This is a genomic window from Arthrobacter sp. JDC6 (assembly GCF_056484025.1).
The window spans coordinates 863285-879670 of the sequence record NZ_CM151278.1 but is presented as its reverse complement, the minus strand read 5'-3'; the positions used below and the strand labels follow the sequence as shown (position 1 = coordinate 879670).

The window sequence follows — 16386 nt, the reverse complement described above, 5'->3', positions numbered from 1 at the left end:
TTGACACCGGACCCCCTCATGGGATTACCTAATGAACATTCGGTAAATAAAGCTGGAGGCAATGACGCATGGCTGAAGCAACACTTTCCGGGGCCACCCACCCCATCCTGGAAAACGACTACGCCTCCGAATGGATGGGAATCCAGGTCCTCGCCCTCAGCGACGGCCATGCAACCATCCGGATGACCCTCCGACAGGAAATGCTCAACGGTTTCGGGATGGCCCACGGCGGAATGATCTTCGCGTTCGGGGACACCGCCTTCGCCCTCGCGTGCAACCCCATCCGCCCTGCACCCGGCGAGGAAGGCACCATCACCGTGGCCTCCGGCGTCGACATCAACTTCCTCAAGCCCGCCTTCCGCGGCCAGGTGTTGACCGCCGTCGCAGACCGCCGCTCCAGTGCCGGGCGAAGCGGACTGTACGACATCCAGATCTTCGCGGCCGACGCCGCCGCGCCGGCTTCCGAAACCCAACCCAGTTCCCCGGGCGAGCTCATCGCCGAGTTCCGCGGACGCAGCCGCACCATTCCCAAGAAGTAGGAAACCATGACCCTGCATGCCCCCGAAACCCCCGCCGCTGCCGGCATCGACCCCGGCCTGGACCGCGAGGAAACCATCTCCCGCGATGAGCTCGAGGCCCTCCAGCTCAGCCGCCTGCAGCACACGGTGGCCTACGCCTACGAGCGCGTGCCGCTGTACAAGCGCAAGTTCGACGACGCCGGCATCCACCCCAACGACCTGCGTGAACTGAGCGACCTGGGCAACTTCCCGTTCACCACCAAGGACGACCTGCGCGAGGAATACCCGTTCGGCATGTTCGCGGTACCGCAGCACGAAGTGGCCCGCGTCCACGCGAGCTCGGGCACCACGGGCCGCCCCACCGTGGTGGGTTACACCAAGCAGGACCTGGCAGACTGGGCGAAGCTCGTGGCCCGCAGCTTCCGCGCCTCCGGCATCCGCCCGGGCATGAAGGTCCACAACGCCTACGGCTACGGCCTGTTCACCGGCGGCCTGGGCGCCCACGCCGGGGCCGAAGCCCTGGGCTGCACCGTCATCCCCATCTCCGGCGGCCAGACCGAACGCCAGATCCAGCTGATCCAGGACTTCAAGCCGGACGCCATCCTGGCCACGCCCACGTACCTGCTCACCATCGCCGACGCCATGGCCCACATGGGCATCGATCCCGCCTCCACATCGCTGAAGTATGCGGTGCTGGGCGCCGAGCCGTGGACCGAGGAGATGCGGCATGAACTTGAGGTCACCATGAACCTCAAGGCATGCGACATCTACGGGCTGTCCGAGGTCATGGGCCCGGGCGTGGCCGGCGAGGCCGTGGAGACCCAGGACGGCAGCCACATCTGGGAGGACCACTTCCGCCCCGAAATCATCGACCCCTTCAACCCGGTGGCGGGCAAGGAGAACGTCCTGCGCGACGGCGAACACGGCGAGCTGGTGTTCACGTCCCTCACCAAGGAAGCGCTGCCCATCATCCGCTACCGGACCAAAGACCTCACCCGCCTGCTGCCCGGCACGGCCCGCCCAGCGCACCGCCGGATGGGCCGCATCACCGGCCGCAGCGACGACATGATCATCCTGCGCGGCGTGAACCTCTTCCCGTCCCAGATCGAGGAAATCGCCCTGCGGATCCCTGAGCTCAGCCCGCACTTCCAGCTCGAACTCACCCGCCCCGAAGGCCAGCGGATGGACCAGCTGACCGTGCGCATCGAGCGCCGCGACGCGGTGAGCATTGAACAGGGCACGACGGCGGCACGCACCTTGAAGGAGCAGATCAAGATCCACGTGGGTTCTTCGTGCACGGTGGACGTGGTGGAGCCGGGGTCGCTGGAGCGGTCCAACGGCAAGCTGCGCCGGATCTACGACCTGCGCCCAAAGGGCTAGGAGTCAGTTCTCCACGGTCGGCCGGGGCCGCTGCCACCGGCTCCAGCGCTGCCGGACCCGGCGGCCGGGCTCCGGCCGATTACCGAACGTTCATGAGAAAATGGCGGCTATGTCTTCCACAGATGCTCCTGCAAAGCGCGGCCGGCCCGGGTATGACCAGCAGTCGGTGCTGCTGATTGCCGTCGACGTATTCAACCGCCACGGGTACGATGCCACCTCCATGGGCATCCTGGCCGAGAACCTGGGCATCTCCAAGTCTGCGATCTACCACCACGTACCGTCCAAGGGCGACCTCCTCAAGCTTGCCCTGGACCACGCCCTGGGCGGCCTCGAGGCCATCCTGGAGCAGCCCCAGGCTACCTCCGGGGCAGCCGACGCACGGCTGGAGTTTGTGCTGCGGCAGACCGTGGCGGTGCTGGTGGACCGCCTGCCCTTCGTCACGCTGCTCCTGCGCCTCCGCGGGAATACGGACATCGAACGGGATGCGCTGGAGCGCCGGCGCACCTTCGACCACAAGGTGGCGGCCCTGATCTCCGCCGCGCGCGACGAAGGCTCGCTCCGCCAGGACATCGACCCGCGGACCGTCTCACGGCTCCTGTTCGGCATGATCAACTCCATCGTCGAGTGGTACAAGCCCGGCGGCTCCCTGTCCCCGCAGCGGCTGGCTGACGACGTCATTACCATGGCGTTCGACGGCCTGCATGCTGACGTGTAGGCGGCAGCCGGGCCGGCCCAGGCATCAATAATAAGTGTGCTTGGTATTTTCCTGCTCCCCGGCTACGGTGGTAGAAAACCAGCATCCGCAGGGAGGTACCGATGGGCCAGGCCACAGATCCACGGCGTTCACGGCGCCCCCGGACAGTGCTTGCCGGCGGCGCCCTGGCGGCCGCCTTGGCACTCAGCGGCTGCACCGGTACGCCAAGCCCCCCGGCCCCCAGCGGCACCTCCCCAAGCCAGGCGTCGCCGTCGGCCTCCGCCAACTCCACGCCCGCTCCCCCCACCTCCGGTTCGACCGGGACGGAAGGCGGCAACTCCGGGACAGCGGCCGGAAACCTGCCGCAACTCGTGGAAAACCTGTCGCCGTCGGTTGTCACCATCTTCACGGAGGGCGGCCTGGGCAGCGGGGTGGTGTACTCGGCCGACGGCCTGATCCTGACCAACGAGCACGTGATCCGCGGCGCCACCAAGGTTGAGGTGGGGTTCGCGGACGGTCAGCGGGTGGAAGGAACGGTGAAGGCCAGCGACGCGGTGACGGACCTTGCGCTGGTGCAGGCCAAACGCACCGGCCTGCCGAAGCCCACCTATCAAAGCAACCTGCCCAAGGTGGGCGAAGGCGCCCTGGTCCTGGGCTCACCCCTCGGCTTTGAAAACACGGCCACCGCCGGCATCATCTCCGGACTCCACCGCTCCATCCCCGGCTCCGCGTCCAACAGCCTCTCCCTGGTGGACCTCATCCAGACGGACGCACCCATCAGCCCCGGCAACTCCGGCGGTGCCGTTATCAACATGCGCGGCGAGGTGATCGGGATCAGCGAGGCCTACATCCCGCCGTCAGCCGGCGCGGTCTCCCTTGGCTTCGCCATCCCGGCCGCCACCGCCGTGGACGTCGCCGAAGAACTGCTGGCCAACGGCACCGCAAAACACGCCTACCTGGGGCTGACGCCCGGCGAGCTGACGGCCCAGATTGCGGACCAACTGGGAATCCAGGAAGGGGCCGGCGTCGTGGTGCTCGCTGCCGACGGTGACGGTCCTGCCGGGCGCGCGGGGATCCGGCCGGGCGACGTCCTGCAGTCCATGGAGGGCGTGGAGCTGACCACCCCGGAGAAGCTCCTGGCGGAACTGCGCAAGCGCAACCCAGGGGACACCGTAGGCTTCAAGGTCAAGCGCGGCGATCAAAGTTTGGATATCAAGGTGGACCTGAGCGACCGGCCTGCCAGCACAACCACCCGATAGGAAGGAAAAGAATATGAGCCACCCCAAGGAAGAGCCCGACGCAGGATTCATCATCCCGGACCCCTCAAAAATGCGCGAGGACGTTCCCGGCGACGCCGGCGACGAGGCCAACGTGATCCGCTTCAGCGAGGAGCAGGCCCTGATCGAGGAACAGTCGCACGGCGTCCGCCCGGACACCTACAGCATTCCCTCCGGCGGCCCCACCATGGACGAGGCCCGCGGCAACATGGACCTCTCCGACCGCAGCGAGGACGGCCACGGCACCGGCCGCGAGGATGACAGCAGCGACGACAGCCTGCACGGCGGCGCCGAAAGCTGACGCCGGCGAACCAAGACAAGCAGCAGGGGTGCCCCGATCCGACCGGGACACCTCTGCTGCTTCAGTTTGGGCTTGCCTGCAGCTGCCGCGCCCGGACCTGGTACTCGCCTAGACCTGGTACTCGAGGGCGCTGCCGAGGTTCTGGTGGACGCACAGGATGTTGTGCTCCGTGTCCATGAACCAGGCGCACTTCTCCGAGTCCGTGGTGCAGATGTGGTTCTCCGTCCGCAGCGTAGGCAGGTCATAGTCCTGGAACACCACACCCTTGGCTTCCATGTCCCTGACAGTTGCCTCGATGTCCGGGACCTCAAAGCTCAGCGCAGTGTGATCGGAGTGCTTGCCGTCCGCGACCGGCATCAGCTGCAGCAGGGGGCCGCCGCCGGTGCCGAGTAATTCGCTTCCGTCGTCCGCCTTGCCGCGGTGCGGGAGCCCGAGCTTTTCTGTGTAGAAACTGCGGGCGCGGGCTGCATCATCGACGGGCAGGATGGTTGTGGCTGTGCTCAGTTTAAGGTTCATGTGGGCCACCTCCTACGGGAAGAATCTTACGCCCGGGCTGCCGAAAAAGACCCTCCCCCAAACGCCCCATCACCTCCCGCACCAAAACCCAAAACGCCCCATCACCTCCTAACGGAACGTGATGGGGCGTTGGGGAAAAACCCGCAGCAGGTGATTGGGCGTTGGAGGCTACTTCTCCACGAGGGTGAGGACGTCGTAAGTGGCCACGATCTCGTCGTTCTGGTTGGTGAGCACAGCGTCCCAGGCCACCTCGCCGTATTCGTCCGTTTCACGGGGAGTGATCTTCTTGGCGGTCAGGGTCACCCGGATCGAATCACCTGCGGCCACGGGGGTGGTGAAGCGGCAGTTTTCCAGCCCGTAGTTGGCCAGGACCGGGCCCGGGGCGGGCTCGACGAACAGTCCGGCGCCCCAGGCGAGGAGCAGGTAGCCGTGGGCCACGATGCCCGGGAAGAACGGGTTGGCTTCGGCGGCTTCCCGGTTGGTGTGGGCGTAGAACGTGTCGCCCGTGGAGTTGGCGAAAGCAGTGATGTCCTCGAGGGTGACCTGCCGCAGGTCCGAGCGGACGGCATCACCGATCCGCAGCGTCTCCAGGGACTTCCGGAACGGGTGCGTCCCCTCGGTTTCCACCGTGAAGTTGCGGTCCGCGCCCGTGTGCCACACACCGGTGACGGCGGTGAGCATGTTGGGCGAACCCTGGATGGCGGTGCGCTGCATGTGGTGCATCACCGAACGGATGCCGCCCAGTTCCTCGCCGCCACCGGCGCGGCCGGGACCGCCGTGCACCAGGTGCGGCACGGGCGAACCGTGCCCGGTGGAGCTGCGGGCGTCCTCGCGGTTGAGCATCAGGACACGTCCGTGGTGCGCTGCGATTCCCGTGACCAGTTCCCGAGCCACGTCAGGATCATTGGTGCACACCGAGGCAACAAGCGAGCCGCTGCCGCGGGCGGCCAGGCGGACGGCGTCGGCAATGTCCTTGTACCCGATCACGGACGAAACGGGACCGAAGGCCTCCAGAGAGTGGACTTCCTCCGCTTCCGGGTCCTGCCAGTTCAACAGGACGGGCGCCATGAATGCCCCGCCCTCCACCACGCCGGTGGTTCCGTCGGCTGAGGTGACCGACGGCGAATCCAGCGTTCCGTACGCAAGCTCACCGCCGGCGTCGAGCATGGACTGCACGGCCGCGCGCACATCGTTCAGCTGCTCCACGGAGGCGAGGGCGCCCATGGTGACGCCGTCAGCGCGGGGGTCACCGAGGACGACGCGCTCGGCGATGCGCTTGCCGATGGCGGCGGAGACGGCCGGAACGAGTTCCTGCGGCACGATGGCGCGCCGGATGGCCGTGCACTTCTGCCCGGCCTTGGCCGTCATCTCGGTGACCACGGACTTGACGAAGGCGTCGAATTCCGGTGTGCCCTCCACCGCGTCGGGGCCAAGGATGGCGGCATTGAGGGAGTCGGTTTCCGAGGTGAAGCGGACGCCGCCCTGGACCACGTTGGGGTGGGACTTCAGCGACAGTGCGGTGGACGCGGAGCCGGTGAAGGCCACCAGGTCGCGGTAGTCCAGGACGTCCAGCAGCCCGCGGACCGAACCGGAGACCAGCTGCAGCGAGCCCTTGGGCAGGATGTTCGACTCGACGATGGCCTTGACCACGGCCGCGGCCACGTAGCCGGTAGGCGTGGCGGGCTTGACGATGGTGGGCACGCCGGCGATGAAGGCGGGCGCGAACTTCTCGAGCATGCCCCAGACCGGGAAGTTGAACGCATTGATCTGCACGGCGACGCCGGGGATCCGGGTGTAGATGTGCTCGCCGGCGAAGGAGCCGTCCTTGGACAGCACCTCCATGGGCCCGTCCACCACCACCTGGGAATTGGGAAGTTCACGCCGACCCTTGGACCCGAACGTGAAGAGGACGCCGATGCCGCCGTCGATGTCGATCATGGAGTCCACCTTGGTGGCACCGGTCTGGGCCGAGAAGGTGTAGAAGTATTCGCGCCGGGCGTGCAGGTACTGCGCCAGCTCCTTGAGCTTGAGCGCCCGCTGGTGGAAGGTCAGCTTGCCCAGTTCGGCCTGGCCGGTGGTGCGGCCGTAGTCCACGACGGCGGCCAGGTCCAGGCCCTCCGTGCTCACCTTCGCCAGGATCTCCCCGGTGCTCGCATCACGGACGGGGACTGCCGAAGCCGACGACCCGGCGTCGGGCGTCCACCATGCATCCATGATGAAGCTGGGCACTGTCTCCACGGTGTCGACCGTGGCCTGGGGAGCTGTGGCGGTGGTGGTCATCGTTGACGGTCCTTCCAACAAGGGGGCAGGCAAACAGGACGGGTCATTACTGACCGTCCGTTCGGTAATATATTCACCATACATGAAGTGCCGTGCTGCACACTAGAAGGCCGGGACTGAATTCGGCCACCCAAAGGAGAACGTATGAGCGCCCCAACCCCCATGGATGCTGCCGGGAACCAGCCCGATGCGCACGAGCTGTGGAAGATCACGCTCGGCGAGCTGGACGAAAAGATGGGCGTGAAGATCCTGGAGGAGTCCGTTGAACGCGTGGTGGCCACCATGCCGGTGGAGGGCAACAGGCAATCCTTCGGACTGCTGCACGGCGGCGCCTCCCTTGCCGTGGGCGAGGCCGTGGGATCCTGGGCTGCCGTCATCCACGCCAGCACCATGGGCAAGACGGCGGTGGGCGTGGACGTTTCCGCCACCCACCACCGCTCCGCACGCGAAGGCCAGATCACCATCACCGCCACCCCCATCCACCTGGGCGGCACCCTGGCCACGCACGAGGTGCTGATCACCAACGAGGCGGGCCAGCGGCTGTGCACCCTGCGCATCACCAACCTGCTGATGAAAAGAAAAAGCTGATCTAAAAAAGATGCCGGGCCGTGCATCCAGGGACGGTGTTGCGGCGGTAGTAAGCGCGTAAGCATCCTCTGCCCGGCTACCGGGCTTCCCTCAAGGAGTTCGACATGCGCAAAATGACCTACGCCGCTGGAGCGCTTTCCCTTGCCGCTTCGCTGGCTTTCGCCGCCCCCGCCCAGGCAGGCGGCCGGCACCACCATGACGATCCCGCCCTGCTGTCCGTCCTGCACGGGGTTCCCGGCCTGACCGTCGACGTGTGGGTGAACGGCGAGCTCACCCTCGATGACTTCACACCAGGGACCCTGGCCGGCCCGCTGGAATTGGCTGCCGGTGACTACCGGATCGCCATCACGGCATCGGATGCCACCAGTGCGGAGAACCCGGTGATCGGGCCGGTCGACGTGGAACTCGACGAGGGCCGCAACTACACTGCCGTGGCGCACCTCAGCGCTGATGGGGCACCCACCGCATCGCTCTTCACGAACGACACCAAGGCGCCCCGCAACGACAAGAAGGGCAAGCTGACGGTCCGGCACGTGGCCGCAGCCCCCGCCGTGGATGTGCTGGCCGGCGGATCGGCAGTGATCGAGGACCTCCGCAACCCGGACGAGGCCACCCTGAAGCTGAAGGCCGGGACCATTTCAGCAGCGGTAGCCGCCGCCGGAACCACCGATCCCGTGATCGGCCCAGCGGACATCACCGTCGAAGCCGGGAAGAACACCATCGTCTACGCGTGGGGAAGCCTGGCCGACAACACCTTGAAACTGGCCGTCCAGGTGGTTGGCGGCAAGGAGAAGTGCGACGAGCACGACTAACCACGCAGTTACCATCCACAGCGCTATGGCTGCGGGCAGGCCCCCTGGCGGGGCCCTGCCCGGGTCCGGTTACCGTGATGCACGCCTGTTCCGCCGGCGGACAAGGACCATGAGCAGGAGTCCGACGGCGAGGGCTCCCGCCGCCCAGGCCGCTGCGGTAATCAACCCGGACGCTCCGGTGTAGGCCAGGCCGCCGGCGCCACGATCATCGTGTCCACCGGTGTTGGCAAGGTCCGCAGGTGGTGCGCTGGGAGTCGGGCTGGCCGCCGTCGGAGGTACGACGGCGGCCGTTACAGTCGGCAGGGCAGGCGACGGGTCGGCGGGGGCAGGGGCGATGGGAGCAGGTGTGGTTGGAGCAGGGCCAGGGCTGCTTGGCACTGGATTGCTCGCTGTCGGCGCAGTCGGCGTCGGGCTTGGCGTTGGAGTCGGCGGTCCCGTTGTGGCGGCCGCGAACTCGAAACTGCTGACCCCGGACCGGCTGAACCCATTGACCGTCTCAGCGGTGAACCGTAGCGTGTCCGCACCCTGCGGAGCCGTGAAACTCCACTTTCCGGCCGCGTCCACGGGCACGTCGAACGGGTCCTTCCCTTGGATTGTAATCCTGACGCTGGACCCGGCAGCGACGGCCGAAGCGGGCGCGGCAGGAACCTGGCCGGAAAGGACCTGGCCGGGCTTGTAGGTTTCGCCGGGCGCTGGTGCCGTGATGGCAGGCTTGTTGAGGAACACTTCCAGCTGGTAGCCGGGCAGCACAGCCAGGCTGTCCCGCAGGGTTGCTGCGACAGCAAAATTCTGCACCACATTGCCATTCGCATCCGGCGTATCCCCCGCGGAGTGGGTGCCCAGGGCGTAGTTCCCACTGAGGTATGGTCCGCCGGAGTCCCCGCCGCTGGACTGTACTCCGTAGGACAGAAATCCATCAAAGGCCCGGATGTCGTTGGCGTTCTTCTTATAGTCAGGTCCTGGCACCAGGAAGATCCCCACTGCGTCGACGGTTCCGCAGGACCAGCCTGAGGATCTGCCGGACCGGCAAACAGGCATCCCAACCACCGGGTCCGCCGAACCAACGATCTTCACGTCCGGCCCGGGCGCTGAAGGGTCGCCCCAGGTACTGGCAGCAGGAAGCGGATCGATGTCCTGTCTTAGTGACTGGATGACAGATATGTCCGTTCCGACATTCCCGGGGTCTGTGATGGCGGTGTAATCAGGGCCTGAAGGCATACTGGGATCAATAACCGGTGAGTTGCCCGGGCCACCGAACTGGCTGAAGCCGAACTTTCCCAGGGGCCCGGCCGGTACCCCCTGGAATTCCAGGGTTGCTGTCTTGGCGGCACCATCCGATGCGCAGTGGCCGGCAGTCAGGACGGTGGGAAGCCCGGCGGGGTCGAATGCCGAGAAGCCTGTGGAACAGACGAAGCCGATGTCCGTCTGGTATCCAATGCCGCCGGGAACGTCCGCCTCGGGCTTCAGCGGAGTCCCGCCGTCGAGCTCCACGTTGGCGTAACGGGACACAAACTGTTCAGGGGAAACCTTGCCGGTGCTCTTGCCGGCTGCGTCTGCCCCGGCTGCGGGGGAAACGGCGGAAAGCGCCTCCGGCGTGTTGATTCCGCCGGTTCGGATCACGAATTTTCCCCCCGCGGACATGACGGCCTGCAAACCCTGCGGGCCGACGTCGCGGAGGTATGCCTGGAACAGCTGCTCCGTGTTCACTGCCAGTTGTGCCCTGGAGCCGTCCGCAGCCGTCGAGGGTGACGGAGCCGGCGCCGCCGTGGGCGGCTCCGCCGCGGGTGCTTCGAGCAACATGGGGAATGTATTGCCGGCAAGGGCGGCAACCGCCCTCCCAAGCGCATCGCCGGATCCGGTCACGATGATGGTGCGGCCGTCGATCCGGATTCCTGCGTAGCCCGGGACCTGGCGCAACTGAACAGCCGCGGCAGCCGCCTGCGCACCCAACTCGCCCGCGGCCTCGAACTGCTGGGGAGTCAGCTTGAGGTCCCGCTGCACCGCATCGTCCAGCGCTGCCTCTGACAGGGTGGTTGTGCCCGCGCCTGGTGTTGCACCGGAAGACGTGAACGTCCCTGCGGAGGTTCCCGGAGCCGGCGACGGGTTTTCGGAGCCGGCGGGTGCCGGGAAGGCCGCAGCGGGCCCGGCAGCGAGGCCCAAGGCCAGTGCCACGCCGGCTACCGTTCCTGTGGCAGTAATTCTTTTCATTGGGATCGCCGTTCCGCTCGTCCGCATCTGCGTATACACGCGCTGGGATGACGGCGCGGTCGCACAGGTCACAGCAACCACACCTGTCACTCAAGTCACAAGAGTATCCTTTTGGCGTGCAAGGCCGGAAGCGGCATCCAATTCCGCAGGGCTCAATCCGTTCGCCAGCAAATAGCTCCGGGTGTCCAGGCCGCGGACAAACGCGACCACCGCCAGCCCGCGTTGCTCCAGCAGCGGAGCCAGTTCCGATTCGGGCAGGCAGCGTTCCCGGCTGTGCGGCGGACCGTGCGTGCGGTAGCGCTCGTTGATGCCGCGGGCAGCCCGCCGGTACCGTTCGGCGATCGCGTCGTCGGAGTCCCCCGCGAGGTCCTGGACCATGGCGGCCACCAGCCCGCTGCGGTCCCGGCCTGCGGCACAATGCAGCAGGACGTTCCCCTTGGGCGCGGCCAGGGCGATGCTCCGGAAGACGCCCACCAGCTTCTCGGGGAAAAAACGGGCATTCGCGGCGTAATGCGCGGGATCATTCAGGTAGAGTCCGGTAATCGCGGTGAAGCGCGGGTCATCCGGATCCTCCGTGGGTGCCTGCACCATGTCGATCCCCGTCCACGCCTCCTCCGGCACCACCGGGTCGTTGTCCCGGCGCCGCCCCTCGGCGGTGTTACGGAGATCCACCACCGTGCGGACGCCGTCGTCGAACACCTGCTTCCATCCCGCCCCGGTCAGCCATTCACGCCGGCCCATCCGGTAGATGCCCCCGGAAACGTGCCACGCGTTGACAGCTCCGTCCCAGTCCATGGGCCTGCCACGCTCACTCATCCGCACAGCTAACCACAAGCTCCTGAATGCTGCAGCACAAAAGGTCACAACAGGGAAGGGTACAAAGGCCTCCTGGCTTCCACCCGCTGGGCAATACTGTTGCGGGCACTAGCTACTTCATGTGACTGATGTTCAAAGGGGACTCCAGTGGGAAATGCTGTACTACGACGCCGACTCCCGGCTATAGCGGCCGGCCTTGCCAGCATGGCCATGGCGTTGGGCCTTGCGGCCATTCCGGCGCAGGCAGCGCCTCCCCCAATCGACTATGTCGCGCTGGGAGATTCCTATACCGCTGGCATTGGCGCCGGGCCCTATGACGAGACCAAAACCTGCATCCAGACCCCCGGCGGCTATGTGGACATTGTGGCTAAGACAGGCCGTGTGAACCTGCTCGTGAACGCCGCTTGTAGCGGTGCGGAGCTCACTGGCGGGCCAACAAGCGTGGCCGCACAGCTAAGCGACCCCAAGACGCAGGCCGCTTTGGCGGATGCCGAACTGGTGAGTATCACAGCAGGCGCGAACGATTTGGGTTTTGCACAAATAATCGGAATCTGCGCGACCTTGAGCCCGACGGATTGCAGGAATGCCGTCACTGCGGCCACTTCAGAGGCCAGCCTCGGTGCCCTCACCCTGGCGCTGGCAGACACATACAAGGCGATCCAGGCAGCCGCACCGCATGCGACGGTGGTCGTGTTGGGTTACCCGCAACTGTTCGATACAACTGACCCGGTTGTTCCACTCCCCATCCCCCTGACGAGTCAGGAGCTAATCAACCTCGGAACATTGGCCATTAATGGGGCGATTATGGATGCGGTGAACTTCGCAAATGTGAACTACGGCACGAACGCCGTTTACGTTGACGTGACTGACCGGTTCGCCGGGCACGAGGTCAATTCCGGGGATCCTTGGATCTTCTTTGCCGCTTATGTCGATTCAACCGGCACGGTTCAGCTTGATCCGCGAAGCTTCCACCCGAACAAGGCCGGACACCGGGCCTATGCCTCTGCATTACTCGCGTCGGTGAGGCTCGGCCAACTCGTGCGGTAGCCATCCCGCCCTACGTCCGCCGGGCCAGCCGGTACTCCAGCCCGGCACGGACGGCAGGCCATTCATGGTCCAGGATGGAGAACACCACGGTGTCCCGCAGGTTCCCGTCGCTGGTCCGTGAGTGGCTGCGCAGCACGCCGTCCTGCTTTGCGCCCAACCGGGCGATGGCCTCCCGCGACTGGTGGTTCAGCCAGTGGGTGCGGAACTCCACGGCCGGGCAACCGACCACCTCGAAGGCGTGCCGAAGCAGCAGGAGCTTGGAGTCCGGGTTGGTGCCGGTGCCCTGCGCGGAGGCGGCGTTCCAGGTGGAGCCGATCTCCACGCGCGGCGTGGCGGGGTCGATGTTCATGTAGGTGGTCATGCCGATGATGCGGCCCGGCCCGCCGCTGGCGGCGTCGATCACACGGGTGGTGAAGGGGAGCATTGATCCCTGCTCCTGCAGGGACAGGCGGCGCCGGATCTCCGCCGCCATGGCGTCCGGAGCCGGGACAGACGTGTACCAAAGCTTCCACAGCTCGCCGTCACTGGCCGCATCCACCAGGCCGTCGTGGTGCTCCTCCGCGAGCGGCTCCAGGATTACGTAGCGGCCGGTCAGGGTAAGGGGTTCAAGGAAAGTCACTGCACCAGCCTAGGGCCGCCGGCAGGCGGGTTACGCTTGGGGGCAGCACCACGGCGTCGAGCGAGGGAGTTACTGTGTCAGGAACCAACCCGGATCCCGAGGACGACAAGATCACCGGCCTGGAGCCGGGCGGCGGGGTTCCGCCGGGCGAAACTCCGCCGGGGGAAGCATCCACCGTCGGCCCGCAGGGCCATGAGGAGCGCGGGCCCGGGAAGGGCACGCAGTTCCTGTGGATCGCCGTTATCGGCGTCGTGGTCCTGCTGTGCCTCCTGTACTTCATCGGCTACATTGTGGGCTTCTTCGACTAGGCAGCGTTTCTAGCTGGGCCAGTCGAAAAAGCCCTTGCCCGTCTTGCGTCCCAGTTCACCGCGGGCCACCTTGTCCTTGAGGATCTGCGGCGGCGCGAACCGCTCGCCCAGGGTGGAGTGCAGGTATTCGGCGATGCCCAGCCGCACATCCAGGCCCACGATGTCCGTGGTCCTGAGCGGTCCGGTGGGATGTTTGTAGCCGAGCACCATCGCGGCGTCGATGTCCTCAGCGGACGCCACGCCTTCCTCCACCATCCGCATGGCTTCGAGGGCGATGGCCACGCCAAGCCGGGATGACGCGAAACCCGGGGCATCATTGACGACGACGGCGGTCTTGCCGAGTGCCTCCACCCACGTTTTCGCCGCGGCGGCAAGTTCGGGAGACGTGCGCTCACCCAGCACCACCTCAATGAGGGTGGAGGCCGGCACGGGGTTGAAGAAGTGAAGGCCCAGGAAGTTCTCCGGCCGCTTCAGTTCACGGGCCAGGCCGTTAACGGACAGCGACGAGGTGTTGGACGCGATGCAGGCATCCTCCGTCAGCCGTTCCTCGATCCCGCGCAGCGCCGTCACCTTGAGGTCCCAGTCTTCGGGGACGGCTTCCACCACCAGCTGACGGCCTGCAAAGGAGTCGTAGTCGGTGCTGACGGTGAGCCGCGACACCAGCTCTTCGAAGTTGGCGTCCACACCGCCGCGCTCAATGCTCTTCGCGGCCGCAGACTCCACCCGTTCCCGGGCGGCCTGGGCGGAGACGTCGTCGCGCTCCACCACCAGCACGTCGGCGCCCTTAATCAGGAAAGCGTGGGCAATACCGGCGCCCATGCGGCCGCCGCCCAGCACTCCCACGTAAGTGGGAAGGTTGGCGGGGACTTCAATGTTGCTCATGGTCTACTTTCCGTCGGCTGGATTGGCGGAGGCGGCGTTGGCCTTCTTGGCTGCGTTCCGGTCCAGGAACGCCTGCATCCGGTCGAATTTGGCCTGGGATTCGAACAGGATGCCCTGGGCCAGCTGGTCGATCAGCGGATGCGCCTCGGCAGGGGCGTGGAACACGGATTTGGTAATGCGGACGGCCAGCGGGTCCTGCCGCCCGATCCTGTTGGCCAGGCCGTGGGCTGCATCCAAAAGCTCCGCGGGATCGTGGATTTCGGTGATGAGGTTGGCCGCTTTGGCCTCATCGGCGCCGAGGATAAGGCCGGCCAGGAGGATCTGCTTGGCCATCGGTTCGCCCACCAGCTCCTTCAACCGCCAGCTGGCACCGGCCGCGGCGAGGATTCCCAGCCCGGTTTCCGGGTTGCCGATCCGCACGTTGGGGGTGCCGATCCGGAAGTCCGCAGCGTAGGCAAGCTCCGCCCCGCCGCCCAGGCAGTAACCGTCCAGTGCGGCAATGACCGGCATGGGCAGCTTGGCGATCCGGACGAAGATGGTGGAGTTGATCCCCTGCAGGGCATCGTCCCGACGCCTTTCGCGAAGCTGCGCGATGTCCGCGCCGGAGGCGAAGACACCCTCCACGCCGGCAATGATCAGCACCTTGGGGTTCTGTTCCAGCGCTGTGCAGACAACATGGAGCTCATCCACCATCTGCTGGTCAATTGCGTTCTTCACCTCGGGCCGGTTGAGCAGCACCACCACGCGGTCGTCCCGCTCCTCCACCAAAAGGGCGGTGAACTCTTCCGCCGCCAAGTCCACCCAGGCCGCCATCAGATTTTCTCCAGCAGCAGGGCGGTGCCCTGGCCGACGCCCACGCACATGGTGGCAAGGCCGATTCGGGCGTCCTCACGCTCCATCCGTCCCAGCAGGGTGATGGCAATCCGTGAGCCGCTGGAACCAAGCGGGTGCCCCAGGGCGATGGCTCCGCCGTCGCGGTTCACGATTTCCGGCTCCAGCCCCAGGCGCCGGATGCAGGCCAGGGACTGCGTGGCAAAGGCTTCATTAAGTTCGACGGCGGACAGGTCACCGACGCCCAGGCCGCTGCGCTTGAGTACTTTCTGGGTGGCGGGGACGGGACCAATGCCCATGATCTCGGGTTCACAGCCGGCAGACGCGCCGTCGATGATGCGCGCCCGGGGTGTCAGGCCCAACCGCTCGATGGCTGCCTCCGACGCCACAATGATCGCCGAGGCGCCGTCGTTGAGGGACGAGGAGTTCCCGGCCGTCACCACGGATCCGCCGTGCGCCACCGGCTTCAGCGCTGCAAGAACGTCCATGCTGGTGCCGGGGCGCGGGCCTTCGTCCGTATCCACCACCGTTTCGGATTTGCGTGTCTTGACGGTCACGGGAACGATCTCGTCCTTGAAGCGGCCGGCTTCGATGGCGTCCAGGGCAAGCTGGTGCGAGCGGACGGCGAATGCATCGGCGTCCTCGCGGGAGATGCCATCCACCCTGGCCACTTCCTCTGCCGTTTCAGGCATGGAGTAGGTCATCTTGCCGTCGCGGGACAGCCCGCCGTGCTGGAAGTGGGGGTTGGTGAACCGCCAGCCGATGGAGGTGTCAAAGATCTGGCCCGGCTTGGCGAAGGCGGCGGTGGGCTTCTCCTGCACCCAGGGTGCCCGGCTCATGGACTCAACCCCGCCGGCAATCACGATGTCCGCGGCGCCGGCCTTGATCATATGGCTGGCCTGGATGATGGCGCTCAGGCCGGAGGCACAGAGCCGGTTGACCGTTATGCCCGGGATGTGCAGCGGCAGCCCGGCAAGCAGGGTGGCCATCCGGGCCACGTTCCGGTTCTCCTCCCCCGCGCCGTTCGCGTTGCCGAGAATTACTTCGTCAATGCTCTCGGGATCCAGGCCGGCGCGTTCCACGGCCTCGCGGAGCACCAGGGCGGCGAGGTCGTCCGGGCGCACGGCGGACAGCGCGCCTCCGTACCTGCCCACGGGCGTTCGGACCCCGCCAACAAGGAAAGCCTGCGGACCTGCGGTTGCAGCCATGGAAACACCCTTCACGCGATAAACAGCACTGTCATCGGCGGCCGGCACAGCGGAATCCTCCACTTACCGACCGTTCGTTCTGTAAATGGTACACGGCGATG

The 16386-nt window shown here is 66.3% G+C and carries 17 protein-coding genes; 9 read left to right on the top strand and 8 right to left on the bottom strand.

The features are described 5' to 3' along the window. Positions 1-68 precede the first annotated feature (68 nt). From ACV095_RS04045 to ACV095_RS04025, 5 genes are all read left to right on the top strand, one after another. The gene (locus ACV095_RS04045; RefSeq protein WP_478222945.1) at positions 69-539 is read left to right on the top strand and encodes a hotdog fold thioesterase; all 471 of its coding nucleotides are present in this window, start codon (positions 69-71) and stop codon (positions 537-539) included. A 6-nt stretch (positions 540-545) separates the two neighbouring features. After that, positions 546-1898: a phenylacetate--CoA ligase PaaK gene (gene paaK, locus ACV095_RS04040; RefSeq protein ID WP_134164093.1), complete on the top strand. Its 1353-nt coding sequence runs from the start codon at positions 546-548 to the stop codon at positions 1896-1898. 109 nt (positions 1899-2007) lie between these two features. Beyond that, positions 2008-2613: a TetR/AcrR family transcriptional regulator gene (locus tag ACV095_RS04035; RefSeq protein ID WP_478222944.1), complete on the top strand. Its 606-nt coding sequence runs from the start codon at positions 2008-2010 to the stop codon at positions 2611-2613. Between the two features lie 101 nt (positions 2614-2714). Further along, the gene (locus ACV095_RS04030; protein ID WP_478222943.1) at positions 2715-3851 is read left to right on the top strand and encodes a S1C family serine protease; all 1137 of its coding nucleotides are present in this window, start codon (positions 2715-2717) and stop codon (positions 3849-3851) included. 13 nt (positions 3852-3864) lie between these two features. Then, positions 3865-4170: a hypothetical protein gene (locus ACV095_RS04025; protein ID WP_018768858.1), complete on the top strand. Its 306-nt coding sequence runs from the start codon at positions 3865-3867 to the stop codon at positions 4168-4170. Positions 4171-4278: 108 nt separating this feature from the next. Here the strand turns inward: ACV095_RS04025 and ACV095_RS04020 are convergent, their stop codons facing one another. Both ACV095_RS04020 and paaZ read right to left on the bottom strand, forming a co-directional pair. Further along, positions 4279-4686 (bottom strand): VOC family protein, encoded by a 408-nt coding sequence (locus ACV095_RS04020; RefSeq protein WP_478222942.1) that lies wholly within the window; start codon positions 4684-4686, stop codon positions 4279-4281. Between the two features lie 168 nt (positions 4687-4854). After that, entirely contained in the window at positions 4855-6966 is a 2112-nt protein-coding gene (paaZ, locus tag ACV095_RS04015) for a phenylacetic acid degradation bifunctional protein PaaZ (RefSeq protein ID WP_478222941.1), read from the bottom strand. Positions 6967-7110: 144 nt separating this feature from the next. Between paaZ and ACV095_RS04010 the strand changes: the two genes are divergently transcribed. Together ACV095_RS04010 and ACV095_RS04005 are read left to right on the top strand one after the other, a co-directional pair. Next, complete coding sequence (locus ACV095_RS04010) at positions 7111-7554, top strand: PaaI family thioesterase (RefSeq protein WP_051081334.1); 444 nt, start codon at positions 7111-7113, stop codon at positions 7552-7554. A 104-nt stretch (positions 7555-7658) separates the two neighbouring features. Then, positions 7659-8366 carry a DUF4397 domain-containing protein gene (locus ACV095_RS04005; RefSeq protein WP_134164097.1) on the top strand — a complete coding sequence of 236 codons (708 nt, stop codon included), beginning with the start codon at positions 7659-7661 and terminating at the stop codon, positions 8364-8366. A gap of 69 nt (positions 8367-8435) precedes the next feature. On the opposite strand, the gene ACV095_RS04000 is transcribed toward ACV095_RS04005, so the two are convergent. After that, positions 8436-10574, bottom strand: a complete 2139-nt coding sequence (locus ACV095_RS04000; RefSeq protein WP_478222940.1) for a S1 family peptidase — start codon at positions 10572-10574, stop codon at positions 8436-8438. 90 nt (positions 10575-10664) lie between these two features. After that, complete coding sequence (locus ACV095_RS03995) at positions 10665-11390, bottom strand: tyrosine-protein phosphatase (RefSeq protein ID WP_018768864.1); 726 nt, start codon at positions 11388-11390, stop codon at positions 10665-10667. A 204-nt stretch (positions 11391-11594) separates the two neighbouring features. Here ACV095_RS03995 and ACV095_RS03990 point away from each other — a divergent pair, with 204 nt between their 5' ends. Next, on the top strand, positions 11595-12437 hold the full coding sequence (locus ACV095_RS03990) for an SGNH/GDSL hydrolase family protein (protein WP_018768865.1): 843 nt from the start codon (positions 11595-11597) through the stop codon (positions 12435-12437). Positions 12438-12447: 10 nt separating this feature from the next. Here the strand turns inward: ACV095_RS03990 and ACV095_RS03985 are convergent, their stop codons facing one another. Next, positions 12448-13056, bottom strand: coding sequence for a GNAT family N-acetyltransferase (locus ACV095_RS03985; protein WP_018768866.1), 609 nt, complete (start codon positions 13054-13056; stop codon positions 12448-12450). Positions 13057-13130: 74 nt separating this feature from the next. Between ACV095_RS03985 and ACV095_RS03980 the strand changes: the two genes are divergently transcribed. Then, positions 13131-13364, top strand: coding sequence for a DUF6480 family protein (locus ACV095_RS03980; RefSeq protein ID WP_018768867.1), 234 nt, complete (start codon positions 13131-13133; stop codon positions 13362-13364). 9 nt (positions 13365-13373) lie between these two features. Here ACV095_RS03980 and ACV095_RS03975 read toward each other — a convergent pair whose 3' ends face one another. From ACV095_RS03975 to ACV095_RS03965, 3 genes are read right to left on the bottom strand one after another with little or no spacing between them, the layout of a single operon-like run. Next, a complete protein-coding gene (locus tag ACV095_RS03975) occupies positions 13374-14246 on the bottom strand; it encodes a 3-hydroxyacyl-CoA dehydrogenase family protein (protein WP_018768868.1) in 873 nt (290 codons plus the stop codon). A gap of 3 nt (positions 14247-14249) precedes the next feature. Continuing rightward, positions 14250-15059, bottom strand: coding sequence for an enoyl-CoA hydratase/isomerase family protein (locus ACV095_RS03970; RefSeq protein WP_018768869.1), 810 nt, complete (start codon positions 15057-15059; stop codon positions 14250-14252). After that, positions 15059-16285 (bottom strand): thiolase family protein, encoded by a 1227-nt coding sequence (locus ACV095_RS03965; protein WP_026265702.1) that lies wholly within the window; start codon positions 16283-16285, stop codon positions 15059-15061. Before ACV095_RS03965 ends, ACV095_RS03970 begins: the two co-directional genes overlap by 1 nt. Positions 16286-16386 lie beyond the last annotated feature (101 nt).